Origin of the sequence: Halobacillus salinus, assembly GCF_004684905.1 — a bacterium.
GTDB classification, from domain to species: domain Bacteria; phylum Bacillota; class Bacilli; order Bacillales; family Halobacillaceae; genus Halobacillus; species Halobacillus salinus.
Map to the genome: position 1 here is coordinate 20,222 of NZ_SRJC01000007.1, position 16,619 is coordinate 36,840.

The window sequence follows — 16,619 nt, forward strand, 5'->3', positions numbered from 1 at the left end:
TCATGGAACATTTCGGCATTTTATCATTACTACCCTCAGTGCTTGCACTGATCTTGGCTATCTGGTCAAAACGAGTCATACCTTCCCTACTTCTTGGTATTTTAGTAGCGACAGTCATGATCGATATTCAAAACAACGGTCCGCTTCATGCTATTTTATTTTCTATCGTAAACTTATTCGGGGCCGTAGCGGGACATCCGGCTGATGCCGATGCTGGTCTTCAGGGTGTCGGCCTAGTGAAAGGAGCAGGGCGTGCGGAACTCGTCATCGTCGTGTTCTTACTCGGCGCCTTTATCGGCGTACTCAACAAGTCCGGTGGCGCTTATGCTTTCGGACACTGGCTTGCTGACAAAGTGAAAGGGAAAAAAGGCGCACAGCTTTCTACGGCTGCCATGGGAAGTTCTTTATTTACGAGTGCTTACTTCAGCTCGCTTGCTACAGGGGCTGTCTTCCGCCCAATCTATGACCGGATGAATATTTCCCGGGCAAAGCTCGCCTTTTTCCTGGACTCGACTTCCTCCCCAATCAACGTCCTTGTGCCTATCTCAGGCTGGGTCGCGTTCATGGGGGCCTTAATGGTTGATAACATCCCTAGTGTGGACGACCCGGTTGCGGGAATCGCCCAGACCGTACCGTTCAACTTTTATAATATCGTTATCCTTGCGGTTGTGTTCTTAGTCTCAGCTGGAAAAATAAAAGACTTCGGACCGATGAAAGAGTCTGAAAAACTTGCACAAATGACGTCCACCGCTGAAGCGGAAGCCGCAGCATCCAAGGAACCAGACGCAAACGACCGTGCATCGGCTTCCGATATGATGCTGCCACTCGGTATCTCCGTCGCATTACTCGTCTTTCTCGGCTTGTGGAACTATACGTTGATTTACTTTTGGGATCTTCCTAAACTGCCGCTCGATGGAAACAAAATGCTGATCATCAGCTTCTCTGTCGGGATTGTCGTCGCTTATTTCAAATACTTAAGTAAAGGACTGATGACGACACCAGCCTTTCTCGAAGAGCTGTTCGAAGGAAGCAAGTCCGTGATTTTGGGTGGTGTCATCATCATTCTCGCGGTCACACTGGGCGACCTTATGCGCGCCACAGCACCCGAGGGAGTCGGAGCCTCTGCCTTCATCTCAGAAGTTGCATCAGGCGTCATCCCGAGCAGTATCATTCCCGTATCGGTATTTCTACTATCCGGATTTGTCGCCTTCTCTATGGGTACTTCCTTCGGTACTTGGGCCATCATGATGCCGATTGGCGTATCGCTTATGATCGCAACCGGAGGCGACCCGATCCTTGCTGCCGCTGCCGTCCTCTCTGGAGGAGCACTCGGTGACCATACGTCCCCGATATCCGATACAAGTGTCATGTCGTCTATCGGAGCTGACGTGAAACATATGGAGCACATTAACACGCAGCTTCCTTATGCGCTCGTATCGGCCGCTATTGCTTCTGTTATGTTCTTAGTTGCCGGTTTTATAATGTAAAACAAGAAAGGCATGACCAGGATATCCTGGTCATGCCTACTTTTTTGCTGATAGCTCACACTTCGCTTTCACTATCTAAAGACAAGTGTGAAAAGTCTCTCCAAATAAATTGATTATAGAAAGTGATGAGCAACCCAATATTCGCAACCGCAAACGGCCAAAATAGCGGGGTATGCCACACTTCAACCTGAAATAAAGACGGTATATAAATGTAGGCGATCACAAGCTGTATGTAGAAGGAGATGAAGGTCACTTCCAGCCCTTGCACCACTTTTCTCAATACCCTTCCCTCCGTAATTTCACAAAGAGACTCCCAATTGAAGTCTTTATGAAAAAAGGAAGCCAGACTTCTTTCACAATGTCCGCCTACAGGTAAAAGTACAAAGCTGATCGCGAAAGGGAAAAGCCACTTTAAGACCCCGTTCACCTCAAAATAATCAATAATGACGCTACACATCGTCAAGCTCAAGAATGCGGAAAAGAAAAACGGTCTGATTTTTCTTTCTATCCACTTTATCTTCGTATCTTCCATATTTCCATCCTCCCCCAACTAACGAACAAACCTAAGCTTACCAGTTTTTCCAACATGGGGACAGGCACTTCGTCCCAGCGGGACGAGGTGCCTGTCCCCAACGAACCAAAAAAAGCGCCCCATAACAGGGCGCTTCTGTTTTGTTAGTTATTATCCTGTTCTTGTAAGAATGTTAATACTTGTTTCGTTGTCGGCATACCACTTTGGGCACCTGGTTTCATTACCGAAAGTGCAGCTGCCGCATTCGCAAATGCGACCGATTCGTTTAATTCCGTTCCGGCAGATAATTTAGCTGCTAGAGCACCGTTAAAAGTATCGCCTGCTCCAGTGGTATCCACAGGTTCAACAGGGTATCCTTGTACGGTAATCTGTTCTCCCTTCACAAGGATTGAGACGCCCTCTTTTCCTTTTGTGGTAATTAGTTTCGACTCTACCCAAGGATCATCAGCTGTTAACATACGAGCCTCCGTCTCGTTCGGTGTAACAAACGAAGCCCTTTCTAAAAACGTTTCAGGGAGCTTCTGGTAAGGTGCAGGGTTCACAATCAACAGAATTTCGTGCTTCTCTGCCAGTACAGCCACTGCCCCAATTGTCTCAATCGGAATTTCTAACTGAACGAGCAGCACATCACATTGTTCGATCAAGGACTCCTGTTTGTACACCATCTCTGGTGTCAGACCGTGATTTGCCCCTGGTGCCACAATAATACGATTGTCGTGATCGTTAACAATAATCGTTGCCGTTCCAGTAGCCATTCCGGAAAGTTGATAAATGCCGCCCGTGTCTACTCCTTCGCTTGAGAGATGATTAAGGAGGTCTTTTCCAAACACATCATCGCCTACCACTCCGATCATCCGCACAACTGTGCCAATCCGAGCTGCCGCAACAGCCTGATTCGCTCCTTTACCGCCCGGATATGTTGCAAACTGTTCGCCAAGCACCGTTTCGCCTTGTTCGGGCATCACTTTCGTCGTGACGGTCAGATCCATATTAATACTTCCGAATACGGTCACTCTGCTCATGATCGTCCCTCCTTTTGATCGACCTTCTCCCACTGCAGGTTTTTCACCATATTACTATCAACAACCTGTTATATCAAAGCCTTTAGCCGTATTATGTTAATCGGTAGAGGCATAGTGGTCAGTCTAGAGACGTCATTCATTACCAGTTCTTTTTATTATATAATTCCCTGCATCCGCAAAATCACTTCCGCAATCAATGCCGAACCGAGAAACGTTCCGACCATTACACACATCGCCACCACAATACTGCGCCAGCCAAGCTTCACGAAATCCGTCCAAGAGCGACCAATCGCGATTCCGGCATAGGCAAGAATCGGCGTCGTAATTGCAAGTAGATTCACTTCATTTGTAAAAGAAACGACGAGGTCCGATCCCGGGATCCACGGCATGGAGAACAACACACCGATGATCGCAACATACGCAACACTCGGAATATCCCCAGGCATTACTTTTCCAAGAATGAGACCGATCAGGCAAATCCCAATCAAAATCAGCATGCCAGGAACCGCCCCAACAGGCATAACATCATAGCCGATCCAGTTTCCGATCAGCACGACTCCACCATAAATCCCGAGCAGCAACAACCATTCCTGTATATTCTTTATCATCTTATGCGCCCTCCTTCACTTCACGCTTTGCTTCTGTCTTCTTTCTTCTCGTCATGACGTCATACAGCTTCTCTGTCAGAGGGAGCCCGATAAAGATACTCATATAAAGACCAGTCGATAACGACAACAGGTTACTTGCTCCCGCGAAAGCCAAAATCTGTTGTTCCATAGCTGGGAATGCTGCCACGAGAGAACCACTCGCCGCGGCCATCATACTTCCGCTTCCAATTCCTGAAGCCATTGCAAACGACAAAGGATCAAGCGGTGTCCACGTCGCAAGGAAACCGGAGATCAAGCCCATGAACACAGCTCCGAACACCGTTCCGAATATGTAGATAGCCATCACACCACGACCTTCAGGCGAACTGAAACCGTACTTATCCATGATGAGTCCCACATTCGGCTCGCGCGCAACCGAGTGAGTCATCCCTATACTCTCTCGCTTCAAACCAAGCGTCACCGCTACCGGAAGCGCAACCAGAATCGTTGCAAGGTTCCCGAACTCTTGTAGCAGCAGTGCTGGTCCCGCTGCGATAATCTCAGGCAATGCCGGCCCAATGATCACCCCGATCTTCGCAATCAGAAGCGTCACTCCTAACACAATCAGAGGCTCCGCATTCTTTGACTGCTTGTCCTTGACAAGCGGTGTAAAAAAGAGTCCAAGTCCAATCAGAATCGCATAAAGCATCGGTAACAATAAAATAACGCCAGGTCCTACCGTGAAGGAATGCGTCCCCACCATCTCTGTCACCAACACAATACCGAGTACGATGGCGTGGAGTCGCCAGTCTTTCCAAATGTTCGTCAGCTGTTGCTTCACTTGAATCTCCTCCTAACATTTTATTCCTTTTATGTACTAAAGGGTGTTGGTGTTATTATAATATTGTGAATTTTTAAGTCAAGGTGCAACCTTGTTCTCTAATTTGATAAGGAGAGCGTACTTGCTACCAGGAAAATAAAGTATAATTAAGTAGTGCACTCTTATAAAAGGGGAATGATCTTATGTATGTACTAGATAAAGAAAAAAACAGGTTAAAAGAAGTAACTGGAACAACTTTCTTTGAGAATGACCTGAAAGAGAGAGAACACATACAGGAATGGATTCGTAAAAGCCCTGAAGTATTGGGGGAAGAGTTACTCATCATCGGTTGTGAATACGACAAATTCGAAGTAAATGAAAGAATTGACCTTCTCGCCTTAGATAAAGAGGGTAACGTTACAATCATTGAATTAAAAAGGGACATAACAGGATCTAATGTCGATTTCCAAGCATTAAAATATGCCTCTTATTGCGCACGCCTGACACCTTCTGATGTTATCGAAATTCATGAAGACTATGCGAAAAGAGAAGGCTCAACGATAGATCCAACTGAATCATTAATAGAGTTTCTCGAAGTAGAGGCAGAAGAAGAACTCTACACTAAAATAAACACCAACCAGCGAATCATCATTGCCGGTAAGAACATCGATAAACGAATTCTATCTGTATGTACGTGGTTATATGAGAACAACATCGACATTAAGTGTGTCACGATCGAACCTTTTATTCTGAACAATGGTGAAATCCTTATAGACACCAATCAAATCCTTCCCCCATCCAAATTGGAAAATTACTATATTCAGAAGAAACAAGTGAAGAATGACCGTAAAGCATCTGCGAGCGGCGTGGCCCAAGAATTTCTCCAATCTGTAGCAGATGCCATTAACCAAAATAGCGACTATAAAGTGACGTATAACGGAAAGAGAAACTACTTTAAAGGGCGAAAGTTTCTCGACTATCCATGGAACTTCGTATTTGCATATCCAAAGAACAACGATCACGCTACTTGTTTTATAGAGTCTTATGATTCAACTACCGTACAACTGATTGACCAAATTGGAAAGGAATATAAAGAGCAGCTCAGTCAAATGTTAAATGCACCTGTTTATTTAAAACCAGGAGTGAAAAACGAAAATTTACTCCGATTAGTTGTTCAAGTTGACTTCAATGAGAAAGAGCCATTGGAAGAACGAATCAACCGATTCACTCAAGCCTTCTTCAGATTCAAGAGCTTTTTAGAAGAAAAGGCATAAAGAATCTAAACCAAAAGGTGCCCTCCATATGGAAGGCACCTTTTTTTCATTTTCCAAACCAGGCTATCACACCTACCCTATCGATCTCCATAGCAGTGTTTGAACAAAAAACGGTCCTAGATGCACGTCCATCCATATAAGGCAAATCGTTCCCTTGCATCTTTCGCTCGATACTATTAAAGTATATACTGGTTGAATTTTAGCTAAGTTGGTAATGGATAAGATATAGATTTTGTTTACTTTTAATTTTGGGGACTCGAATCCCCTTAAGGAAAGGGTTCAGATATACTATGAAAGAAAATTTCTGGCATGAGTTGCCGAAGCCGTTTTTTGTACTGGCACCGATGGAAGCAGTCACAGACGTCGTGTTCCGTCACGTCGTAAGTGAAGCCGCGAGACCGGACGTGTTCTTTACAGAGTTTACGAATACGGAAAGCTACTGCCATCCAGAGGGAAGAGACAGCTGTCGCGGACGCCTGACATTCACAGAGGATGAACAGCCGATTGTCGCCCACATTTGGGGAGACAAGCCGGAATACTTCCGTGAAATGAGTATCGGCATGGCCGAGATGGGCTATAAAGGAATCGATATCAACATGGGCTGCCCCGCTCCAAACGTGGCACCAAAAGGAAAAGGCTGCGGCCTGATCCGTCGCCCGGATGTAGCTGCTGAAATAATTCAGGGAGCGAAAGCAGGCGGACTGCCCGTCAGCGTAAAAACCCGTCTAGGATATACAGAAGTGGAAGAATGGCGCCACTGGTTGAAGCACCTATTAGAACAGGACATCGCCAACCTGTCCATCCACCTTCGTACGAAGAAGGAAATGAGTAACGTCGACGCACACTGGGAGCTGATCCCGGAGATCAAGAAACTCCGTGACGAAGTAGCACCAGATACGCTTCTAACGATAAACGGCGACATCCCTGACCGTCAAAAGGGGCTCGAGCTCGTTGAGAAATACGGCGTAGACGGCGTTATGATCGGACGTGGGGTCTTCCACAACCCGTTCTGCTTCGAAACCGAGAAGAAAGAACACACAAGCGAAGAGCTACTCGACCTCCTTCGCCTGCAGCTTGATCTTCATGACAAATACCATGAAGAACTAGAGCCGCGCCAATTCAAACCGCTCCGTCGTTTCTTCAAAATCTACGTCCGCGGATTCCGTGGAGCAAGTGAACTGAGAAACCGACTAATGAGCACGCATTCGACCGATGAAGTCCGTGCGCTGCTTGATGAGTTTGCGGAGAATGGTGGCGTGAAGGAAGAGAAGAGCTTCACTGTTTCTTAAAAGCCATATAAAAGAGAGGAAAGCCGTTTGAGCTTTCCTCTCTTTTTTTGCCTTACTTATATTTATTCATGATTTGTTCTGGGATGTGGCAGTAATCATCCGGACATCGCTCTAATCTGTCTTGGTGTTCTTCTGCACTTTTTACATAGTTTACTAGAGGCAGTACTTCCACGACGATACGTTCATGATCGTCCCTTTGATGGATGAACGACCTCGCTTCTTCCAAGTGCTTGGGGTCTTCGCTATAAAGCCCTGTCCGATATTTCTCTCCAACATCTTCCCCCTGTTTATTCAAACTATAAGGATCGATGATTTCGAACAGATACCCCATGAGTTCCTCAATTGTCACTACGTTTGGATCGAATTCTGTTTTGACGCACTCTGTATAGCCGTCATAATCACCTTCGAGCGTGTTGCTTGATCCGTTTGCTCTTCCTGCTTCTGTAGAGATTACGCCGGGTAGTGTTCTAATGAATGCTTGGACGCCCCAGAGGCATCCTCCTGCTAGATATACGGTTTCGATTTTGTTTCACCTCCACCTTTCAAGGGGTTCCTTAACTAATTACTATTCCAGCGAGCAACGCAATCCACGAAACGAAAAATGCCAAAACTGTAAAAGGGAAGATATACCGCAACCATCTTCCATAAGGAACTCGGCATAGGCCAAGCATCGCCATTAATCCCCCAAGTGTAGGGGTAATAAGGTTAGTGATTCCGTCTCCAACCTGAAAAGCCGTTATGATGAACTGTCGTGGGATTTCGACTATATCACCAACAGGAATCATGATTGGCAGCGTAACAAGCGCTTGCCCACTTCCACCTGGTATAAACAGATTGATGATCGATTGTGATATCGACATGAATATGGCTGCAGCCGAAGCAGGCAAATGCTCCAATACCGATACAAAGCCGTATGCAATTGTATCACTGATGTTTCCATGATTCATAACCACTTGAATCCCTTGAGCGACACCGATTAATATGGCAGCAAGTGCACTGGGTCCGAGTGCTTTTGAAAACGTATCGGCGATCTGACTGCCATTCATACGAGCAATCAGTCCATTTACAATACCAACCATCAAGAATATAGCCGATATCTCATTGATGTACCACCCTTTGGTGAATACGCCATATAACATGACGGCAAGCCCCGCCAAAAATACAAGCAGCATAGCAACATCTTTTTTTCTCATTTTATATGAATCAAGAGGCTGAGATAATTGCATATCATCTGTATTAATATTACCGTCCAGACTCTTTTCTCTATCCTTTAAAATCTTCTTGAAATACCTTACATTATAAGCTGCTAAAAGACTCAAGATTACAAGAACAAGAACGCTTCTGAAGGCCCACCCTGAAAACAGTGGCATCTCCGCTATTTGATGACCCACACCGACGGTATACGGATTAAATGGAGACAACCCAAACCCTACCGATACACCGGCGATTGCGATTCCAGCTCCAAGAATAACGTCTCCTCCAATTGCAATACTAAGTAACACAGCAATTGGTATAAGCGCAATATTATTTTCATAGCCGACAAAAATTCCTAATAGACCATAAACAAAAGTCATGATTACCACAACAAGATACCGTCTTCCTAATCCCAACTTCCTAACAAAGGTTCCGACGGTACGTTCCAACATACCCGTCTTTTCCAAAATCCCGAACATCATTGCTGCTGCAAAAACTATAAATACGATGTTAGCAATCTGCTGGAACCCTTCTGGTATCGCCGTAAATAACTCTAGTACATTGACAGGACTCCTTTCTGTCAGCTCATACGTTCCTGGAATCGTCCTTGTCGCGCCGCCGATCTCCTCTCGTTCGTAGGAACCAGCTGGAATGATGTATGTAAGTATTCCTGCAAATACAACGATATAAAACAGTAATGCTAATGGATGGGGGATACGATCAAGCCAACTTTTCTTTTTTTCTGACATTAGAAATTACACACCTTCCAATAAGGATTATACTCAAAATATTCCGACTCCTATCCTCGGACGATTGCTACAAGTTGAACAAGGTTTCCTTGAAACAAGTAAAAAAACTGGTCTAATCTTCTTGAGTTACCTTTTCTAATAAATCCTTCAATACATGGGTACCTTGCATGCAATCATTCAATGATGACCACTCTTCAGTATTGTGACTGACCCCATTCTTACTCCTTACAAATAACATAGAAATCGGCAGGTGACGCCCCAGAATCATGGCATCATGTCCGGCTCCACTTGGGAGAAAAACAGGCCTGATTCCTTGGCTCTGAACAGATGCTTCCATAGTCTTCTGTAAATCCTCTTGGATAGGGACGGGTTCCGTCCGAGTTGTCTCCTCCCATTCCATTCTAACCCCGTGCTTGTTCACTATTTTCTCGGCCCTATCAATCACCAGATCGACGAGCATATTTCTCTCGGGTGAATGAATGTCACGAATATCAACGTAGAATTCCACTTCGCCCGGAATTACGTTAATTCCGTTCGGGTGGACATGAACCTTGCCTACAGTTGCTACAGCAGATGTGCTTACCTTTCCAGGAAGAGATGGAATCTGGTAAATCAATTCACTAGCAGCCACCAATGCATCTTCCCGGTCGTTCATCGGCGTGTTCCCTGCATGGCCTGCTCTGCCTTGAACATTGAATTTCAGCCTAGAAGGCCCTGCAATTCCTGTTACTATACCTACGGGAACATCTTCTTTTTCTAACTGTTTGCCTTGTTCTATATGGACCTCCACGAACATTTTGATGTTCTGCAACTCGCGTTCGGCATCCGGCAAACGTTCAATCGACAAACCGACCCTCTTCATGACTTCTTCAAAAGATAAACCGTCAATATCTTTCAATGATTTCTGCTCTTCAGGATCAATCTCACCGACTAATGCTTTACTTCCGGTAAACCCACGATTAAACCTGGATCCTTCTTCATCGCTGAATACTACAACTTCCAACGTCCTCAAAGGCTTATAATCGGTTTCCCTCCAGGCTTCTACCACTTCCAAAGCACTCAATACACCGAGCACGCCATCAAAGTGCCCTCCGTTTGGGACCGTATCAACATGGGATCCGGCTAATACGGCTGGCAGTGTTACATCTCGTCCTGGAATCTTGCCAAACACATTCCCAGCTTCATCAACCCACGTAACCATTCCAGCTTCATTCATCCAATGCTTCACAAGGTTTTTCGCCTGCTTCTCCTCTTCGGAAAAACCGACCCTATGTGAGCTTCCCTTTTCTCCAGGTCCAATTTCAGATAAAGCCTGAATCCGCGCGGCCAAACGCTGTCCGTTTACGCCTGAATCATTCAAACGGTGATCGAAACCTTTTAACAGTTTCTTTTCCAGCAAATTTCCCTCTCGTTCAACCATTCTCAATAACTCCTTTCAATACGATCTTCCCGTAGGAATGTATCTAAAAATAATAATCGGAATCCGCTTTCAAAACTTCACTCTTTTATATACGGTTCATTTACGGCTATGTCCTTAATGTTAGGTGGACTGTTCCTTCATGTCAATGTAGAATTTTTTAAAAATTAAAAAAGTGACAGAAACAATGTTTCTGTCACAGTGAAAAGCGATATATTTTTCTTGGGCGCCCTCGTGGAAACGGGTTTTCTTCCCCAACGACCTTCACATACCCTTTGGTTTGGAGGGCCACAATGATTCTTCTTGCGCTTCTCGGCATTATCTGCATCTGCTGTGCCAATTCATGAGCCGTCATCTCAGATTTGCCCCATTTATCCAAGATAGATTTGATTTTTCCCAGTGTCGAAACACTTAGAGAAGTTTCTTCACTTATTCCCTGAAGTTCGGCAGATGCATAGGAATAGGAGATTTTTTCCGCACTCCCCAAAGGCCCGTTAATTGTTTTATCCTCAAAAAGTACCATCCATGCACCCTCACCATACTCCTTGGCATTCAACAAAGCTCTACCAGCGTTGATCTCAGCATCGTATGCTGAATTACCTATCCCGATACCACAGGTTACGTCCTGTTTACCGATTCGAAGTGTCTCTTCTAGTTCCGGAACAATAGTGAAGCGTTCCGTAATCGCATCAATCTCTCCCCGAGTCGTAAAAATAACATACCTACCCGGACCGGACGTTTTCAGCGAACCCTGCACTTTCTTTGCATAGTTTAATAATTTCTGTGAATTTCTCATTTCAATATTACTAATTTCATCCGATGAAAATACTCCCTCAGACAAACCAGAAAATGGATCTATTTCCAACATTTGAACGGCAATCTGACTATTCCTGAAGCGCACCATCTCATGAGTTCTTACAATAATGTTCAGAACAGATTTGATAGCCGAATTTGCAGGAGTGACCCTAAACACCGGAACTCCCAGGCGTTTCAACTCAGTATAAACAGCCCATACACAAGTTACCGCCGCCTTCGTGTGATTTTCATTCCAAAGGTCATAATGGTGCTGCACAAACTTTTCCACAGACTTTTTGTAATGCTCTAAATAGGTTTGACTATTTTCAATATCGGATTCATCAATAAATTCTTCTAAGAAAGCCGGGTCGTATTCCATCCCCAACTCGTCGAATATTGTATTCAATTCTGAGGAATGGACTGCATCGAAACTGAGCTCATCAGCTTTGATTTGTTCGTTATTCAAAATATGATAGAGGGTTTTATACAAGCTGGAACCCGTATAAGGCGTATGGTACATTGGTTGACTGGTTTTCCCCCATTTAATGGCCGTCGAGTAAGGAAGAAAACCTGAGAACAACCATACATCTACATGATGCGAATGCGCCTCCAAATGCTCAACAAGCTCTTCCTCTCCGGAATGTTCAAACGATAAGCAATTAAATTCAGGGTATTCATCTACAATGGATTTTATCAACCCCAGATTATCTTCTGCTCCTATTAATCCTAACCTGATATTCATAATAGCCTACTTTCTAAAATAGATATTTCAACGATCTTGGATTTTGCTTCCCATAATAACATGACCATTATTGCCGGCAATCAAACACTTACCTATCCCTTAAACCTTCTCCTCTACACGTCTCTATATCCACTTCAGGGAGGATCCTTATATAAAGAAGCCCCCAAGCATAATTACTCAGAGGGGATAGTCAAGATTGATAATAAACTTACGGTATGGTTTTCATTACTTGTGATACGGTTCGTTACGAATAATCTTAAACGCCCGATAAACCTGCTCCACCAACATCAGCCGCATCAACTGATGAGGAAACGTCATATTAGAAAACGACAACCCATAATCACTCCGCTCCAGCACCTCGTCACTAAGACCTAATGATCCCCCAATAACAAACGCCACCTTACTCTTCCCGTAAGTCGCAAGGTCATCAATTTTCTTGGCTAGCTTCTCCGAAGTAACCTGCTTCCCTTCAATCTCAAGCGTAATGACATAACTGTCCTGGCTGATTTTCTGCAGGATGCGTTCCCCTTCTTTTTGTTTCACTTCCACCATCTGCGCTTCGCTTAAGTTTTCTGGAGCCTTCTCATCCGGCACTTCTACAATATCGACCTTTGCATAAGGTCCAAGTCGTTTTACGTATTCTGCGATGCCTTGTTTTAAGTACTTCTCTTTTAATTTCCCGACCGTTACAATGGTTATTTTCATGTGTAGATCCTCCGTAGTTGGTATTGATATTAGTGTATCACAGACATAAGGGATGGGCTTCGCCATTCAAATGAGGGAAGTTATTAATGAGTTGAAAGAACATTGGCCGAAAATGATAGAAATCTGCCGCCCCTTATGTCTAAACAACGAACCTCTTGCAGAAATAGATCGATATTTCCCGGGAAATTGTAAAAAATTCAAAGAAAAATCCTCCCCGCAGTAGGAAGGATTAATTTATTTACGGAACAGTAACGCGAAGAACTTTTCGAGACCGCTTTTCCGTTCTTTGACGGTAGCTTCGAGGCGCGTGTTGAAGTCGTTCTGGGCACGCCATACTTTCTGTTGTTCTTGTCGCATGTTCTCTATATCTTTTTGTAGTTGGTCGTTCTTCTGCTTTTCTTCTTCCAGCATCTCCTCGTATTGCTTCTGTTGCTGGTCGATCAGCTTGTTCATCTTCTGAGTCGAGTTGCCGATGCCGGAGCTGATGACGTGGTGGTCTTGGCGTAGGCGGCCGACATTCTCTTTCATCTCAGCCATATCGTTTGCCAGCTGTGTATTCATTTCACGGGATGCGGCGAGTTCCTGGGAGATGTAGATGAGCAGTTCGCGCATTTTGTTTGGATCTTCTAATGGCATATCGTATGTATCGTTGGTCGCTACATCGGTTGTGCTAGAGGTTAAGCGGCTATCCTGCTGTTCTACGAGCTCTACGGCGATTTCTTCTAGAGGCTTGTCCGTATCACGTATCGTTTGGAGCGCTTCGATATCGGATTGAACGAAGACTCGTCTGGTGCCGTTCTTAAAGAACTCGTATCCGCTTCTTTCCAGTATCTGTCCATACTTCCTGACGGTCGGGGTGGCAATGTTCAGCTCTTCGGCTACTTCTTTCGTCGAATAAGCGCGTTCGTTCGGTTGTATATCGTGTCGCATATCGGACCTCCTCCTCTCTTAAATATGCACGTTTTGAAGCGCTTTTTCAAGAGTATATCGTCATACGATACAAGAAATTTTCAACTAACATATCGCGGGGCGATACGAGCATGCTTCTATGGTTTTTCTCTCCCCTTTCCGGGAATGTTTAGAAGAGGAAGATTGAAGGAGGAAACAGCATGGATACTTGTGTCATAGTATGGTTCCGCAAAGACTTGCGCGTCCATGACCATCAACCCTTAATCCGAGCAGCCAAAAGCAGCTTACCTGTTCTCGGTGTATATAGTTTTGATCCAGATGAATATAGCGATACGGCTTATGGTTTCACGAAAACCGACCTCCATCGCGCCCAGTTCATCCGCGAGAGTGTAACCGATCTACGCGATACCCTATCCGATATTGGTGTACCGCTCCTGATACGTCATGAACACCCAGCCAATACGTTCGCTTCCATCCGTAAGGAAATGAACATCGAGTCCGTATTTTTGCATGAAGAGATCGGCAGCGAGGAGCAACAGGTCGAACAAGCAGTACGCTCCGAGTTACCCGGTACGACCTTCGTCGTCGACCATGGCCACAACCTGTATCACCCAGACGATCTCCCTTTTGACATACAGGACCTACCCGATACCTTTTCACAGTTTAGAAAAAAGATCGAGAAAAACGGGACAATGGTGCGTCCATCTTTGCATCCGCCCAAACACGTCCAAGGCGCTGACCTACCCTTCAACCCCGGTGAACCCCCATCCTTATCAGAGCTTGGCCTGGAGGAGCCGGAGCGTGAACCGAGGTACAGAGGTGGATCCTCCAATGCGAGGCAACGCCTGATGGGATATGTGTTCGAGAAGGACCGCCTCCGAATGTACAAGGAAACCAGGAACGGCATGCTGAAGGAAGACGATTCATCCAAGTTTTCGCCATGGCTTGCGAACGGTTGCTTATCTCCTAAGATCGTGTACGAGCAGATTCTCAAATACGAGGCAGAGCGCGTAAAGAACAAGTCGACTTATATGCTCTACTTCGAGCTCTTGTGGCGGGACTACTTTCACCTCGTTCACAGAAAGCACGGCAACCGTATCTTCTTCCCTTCAGGATTACGAGATGTGGAAGTACCTTGGAATTACAACAAAGCGCATGCTGAAGCATGGCGTGAAGGAAAAACTGGCTACCCGCTTGTCGACGCTGCTATGCGCGAGCTGAAAGAGACCGGCTTCACCTCGAACAGAGCTCGCCAAAACGTAGCCAGCTTTTTCACGAAGAACCTCGGCCTTGACTGGCGGGAAGGCGCTGCCTGGTTTGAGTCTCAGCTTGTCGACCATGACGTGGCGAGCAACTACGGCAACTGGCTCTATATCGCAGGTGTCGGTAATGACGCCGTCCAGTTCCGGGCCTTCAACGTGGAAAAACAAGCAAAAGACTATGACCCTGAAGGCGCCTATTTACGTTACTGGCTGCCGGAATTGAAAAACGTACCTGCACCGTGGATCTTCAATCCGCGTGAGATGGGAATGGTTGAACAGGAACAATACGACGTCATCCTAGGAGAGGACTACCCGCTTCCAATCGTCGATTTACTAGCTGCGATGCAGGAGCGTAAGTCCGTGTTTTTGGACGCGATGCAGAACGAGTAAAGGTTTTGGCGCGATTTTCTCTATTTGCGCGCGACCCGACCAAAACCAGATACAAGCACAAAAAAAGCTCGCCCAAACAGGCGAGCTTTCTTCATTTCTGATATTCCTCTAACATATGAATCCGCTCCATCATCGTCGGATGACCATAATACAAGTACTTGATCACAGCAGGCGGATTCACATCGCTCAGGCCATTGACCGTGAGCTCCTGAAACGAGCCGATGGCGGCATCGACATCGCCAGTCATTTCAATCGCATATCGGTCTGCGTCCGCTTCCGCTCCTCTGGAGAACGTCATTTCTATCGGTTGCGCGACGAAGCTCAAGATCGATAACACGATGAACAGGACAGGTAAGCCTGCGATATCGGCAACACCCTTGATATTCATCCGCTTCCCATAGCGACGGAACAGCCACGTCAGAATCCTGTAAGTGAGGTACAGTCCGACGAAGCTCCCAGCTAATACGCCTACTAAGTTCCAGTATAGATGGTTCATCACGTAATGTCCGATTTCATGGGCCATGATGAACAGGACCTCGTTATCCTTAAGGCGAGTCAGCGTCGTATCCCATAGAACAATACGGAGACTCGAGCCAATTCCGTTCACGTACGCGTTCATGCTGTTGGTCTCTTCCGACATGTTGACTTCATACACTCGGTCAGCCGGCACCTCTGCTTCATCGGCAAGTGCGAGAATCTTTTCTTCCAATTGCTTATCTTGTAGTTCATAAAAATCGTTATATAGTGGATCAATAATGACAGGCTGAATGAACATCATGAGCGCGATAAACGGGATGAGGCCGATCCAGGCATAGAGCCACCACCGTTTTTCGAAACGCTGCATCAGTAAATAAAGCACGGTAATAAGCAGAGCCATCGTTATGTAGCCGATCCAGAAGCTGATCATCTCGTCGCGCATCCACCCGGAGAACGTGTCGGTGGAGATGCCGTATCGGACGGATAGGAAACGATATGCGTAATCAAACGGAAACGTCAGAAACCAGGAGAGACCGGACAATAGCAGGACATAGATCGGGATCGATACGATACGAAACCGTGAGATGCTCTCTCCGAACTTTTTGAAAAGGTGAGACAATCCGAACAGGAACACGCCTAGATAAATAATCCACTCCAAAGGAATCGTGGCAAGCGATAAGAAGTTCCGGTAGCGAGAATATTCCTGACTCAACTCGAGCTGACGGTCGGTCATAAAGGTGGCGGGATCGGCGGCAGAGCCTTGGTAAGCGGCCGGTACTCCGAAATCGGACCACTGGAACAAGTAGAGCCAGACGAGCAGGAGGTAGATCGGATATAGGATCAACGTCCACTTCACTATTTTCTTCTTCAAATGTCACACCCCCGTCCATTTTCTTCTATTGTACAAGTCTCCCCTCAAAATTAGAACTTATAACGTAAAAGAGGCTACCTGAAAAGGCAGCCTCATG

Annotated in this window: 15 protein-coding genes; 4 read left to right on the forward strand and 11 right to left on the reverse strand. The window is 45.7% G+C overall.

Annotated elements, in window-relative coordinates; genetic code table 11:
* The first annotated feature begins 2 nt into the window (after positions 1 to 2).
* Positions 3 to 1,487, forward strand: a complete 1,485-nt coding sequence (locus tag E4663_RS17140; protein WP_135328548.1) for a Na+/H+ antiporter NhaC family protein — start codon at positions 3 to 5, stop codon at positions 1,485 to 1,487.
* Between the two features lie 55 nt (positions 1,488 to 1,542).
* Here E4663_RS17140 and E4663_RS17145 read toward each other — a convergent pair whose 3' ends face one another.
* The 4 genes from E4663_RS17145 to E4663_RS17160 form a co-directional block, all read right to left on the reverse strand.
* On the reverse strand, positions 1,543 to 2,019 hold the full coding sequence (locus tag E4663_RS17145) for a hypothetical protein (RefSeq protein ID WP_135328549.1): 477 nt from the start codon (positions 2,017 to 2,019) through the stop codon (positions 1,543 to 1,545).
* Between the two features lie 143 nt (positions 2,020 to 2,162).
* Positions 2,163 to 3,041 (reverse strand): ribokinase, encoded by an 879-nt coding sequence (rbsK, locus tag E4663_RS17150; RefSeq protein ID WP_135328550.1) that lies wholly within the window; start codon positions 3,039 to 3,041, stop codon positions 2,163 to 2,165.
* Between the two features lie 155 nt (positions 3,042 to 3,196).
* Complete coding sequence (locus E4663_RS17155) at positions 3,197 to 3,649, reverse strand: hypothetical protein (protein WP_135328551.1); 453 nt, start codon at positions 3,647 to 3,649, stop codon at positions 3,197 to 3,199.
* A 1-nt stretch (position 3,650) separates the two neighbouring features.
* A complete protein-coding gene (locus tag E4663_RS17160) occupies positions 3,651 to 4,469 on the reverse strand; it encodes a DUF3100 domain-containing protein (protein ID WP_135328552.1) in 819 nt (272 codons plus the stop codon).
* A 182-nt stretch (positions 4,470 to 4,651) separates the two neighbouring features.
* On the opposite strand from E4663_RS17160, the gene E4663_RS17165 reads away from it, so the two are divergent.
* Together E4663_RS17165 and E4663_RS17170 are read left to right on the forward strand one after the other, a co-directional pair.
* Positions 4,652 to 5,722: a PDDEXK family nuclease gene (locus tag E4663_RS17165; RefSeq protein ID WP_135328553.1), complete on the forward strand. Its 1,071-nt coding sequence runs from the start codon at positions 4,652 to 4,654 to the stop codon at positions 5,720 to 5,722.
* 290 nt (positions 5,723 to 6,012) lie between these two features.
* Positions 6,013 to 7,011 (forward strand): tRNA dihydrouridine synthase, encoded by a 999-nt coding sequence (locus tag E4663_RS17170; RefSeq protein ID WP_135328554.1) that lies wholly within the window; start codon positions 6,013 to 6,015, stop codon positions 7,009 to 7,011.
* A 52-nt stretch (positions 7,012 to 7,063) separates the two neighbouring features.
* Here the strand turns inward: E4663_RS17170 and E4663_RS17175 are convergent, their stop codons facing one another.
* From E4663_RS17175 to E4663_RS17200, 6 genes are all read right to left on the reverse strand, one after another.
* Entirely contained in the window at positions 7,064 to 7,534 is a 471-nt protein-coding gene (locus E4663_RS17175) for a peptide-methionine (S)-S-oxide reductase (RefSeq protein WP_135328555.1), read from the reverse strand.
* Between the two features lie 31 nt (positions 7,535 to 7,565).
* Positions 7,566 to 8,954, reverse strand: a complete 1,389-nt coding sequence (locus tag E4663_RS17180; protein ID WP_135328556.1) for a YfcC family protein — start codon at positions 8,952 to 8,954, stop codon at positions 7,566 to 7,568.
* Between the two features lie 112 nt (positions 8,955 to 9,066).
* Entirely contained in the window at positions 9,067 to 10,374 is a 1,308-nt protein-coding gene (locus E4663_RS17185) for a Zn-dependent hydrolase (RefSeq protein WP_135328557.1), read from the reverse strand.
* 193 nt (positions 10,375 to 10,567) lie between these two features.
* Positions 10,568 to 11,908, reverse strand: coding sequence for a helix-turn-helix domain-containing protein (locus tag E4663_RS17190; RefSeq protein ID WP_135328558.1), 1,341 nt, complete (start codon positions 11,906 to 11,908; stop codon positions 10,568 to 10,570).
* 225 nt (positions 11,909 to 12,133) lie between these two features.
* Positions 12,134 to 12,613, reverse strand: a complete 480-nt coding sequence (gene rlmH / locus E4663_RS17195) for a 23S rRNA (pseudouridine(1915)-N(3))-methyltransferase RlmH (protein ID WP_079477548.1) — start codon at positions 12,611 to 12,613, stop codon at positions 12,134 to 12,136.
* A 234-nt stretch (positions 12,614 to 12,847) separates the two neighbouring features.
* Positions 12,848 to 13,543: a MerR family transcriptional regulator gene (locus E4663_RS17200; protein ID WP_135328559.1), complete on the reverse strand. Its 696-nt coding sequence runs from the start codon at positions 13,541 to 13,543 to the stop codon at positions 12,848 to 12,850.
* A gap of 179 nt (positions 13,544 to 13,722) precedes the next feature.
* Here E4663_RS17200 and E4663_RS17205 point away from each other — a divergent pair, with 179 nt between their 5' ends.
* Entirely contained in the window at positions 13,723 to 15,174 is a 1,452-nt protein-coding gene (locus E4663_RS17205) for a DASH family cryptochrome (RefSeq protein ID WP_135328560.1), read from the forward strand.
* A gap of 91 nt (positions 15,175 to 15,265) precedes the next feature.
* Here E4663_RS17205 and E4663_RS17210 read toward each other — a convergent pair whose 3' ends face one another.
* Entirely contained in the window at positions 15,266 to 16,522 is a 1,257-nt protein-coding gene (locus tag E4663_RS17210; protein ID WP_135328561.1) for a M48 family metallopeptidase, read from the reverse strand.
* Positions 16,523 to 16,619 lie beyond the last annotated feature (97 nt).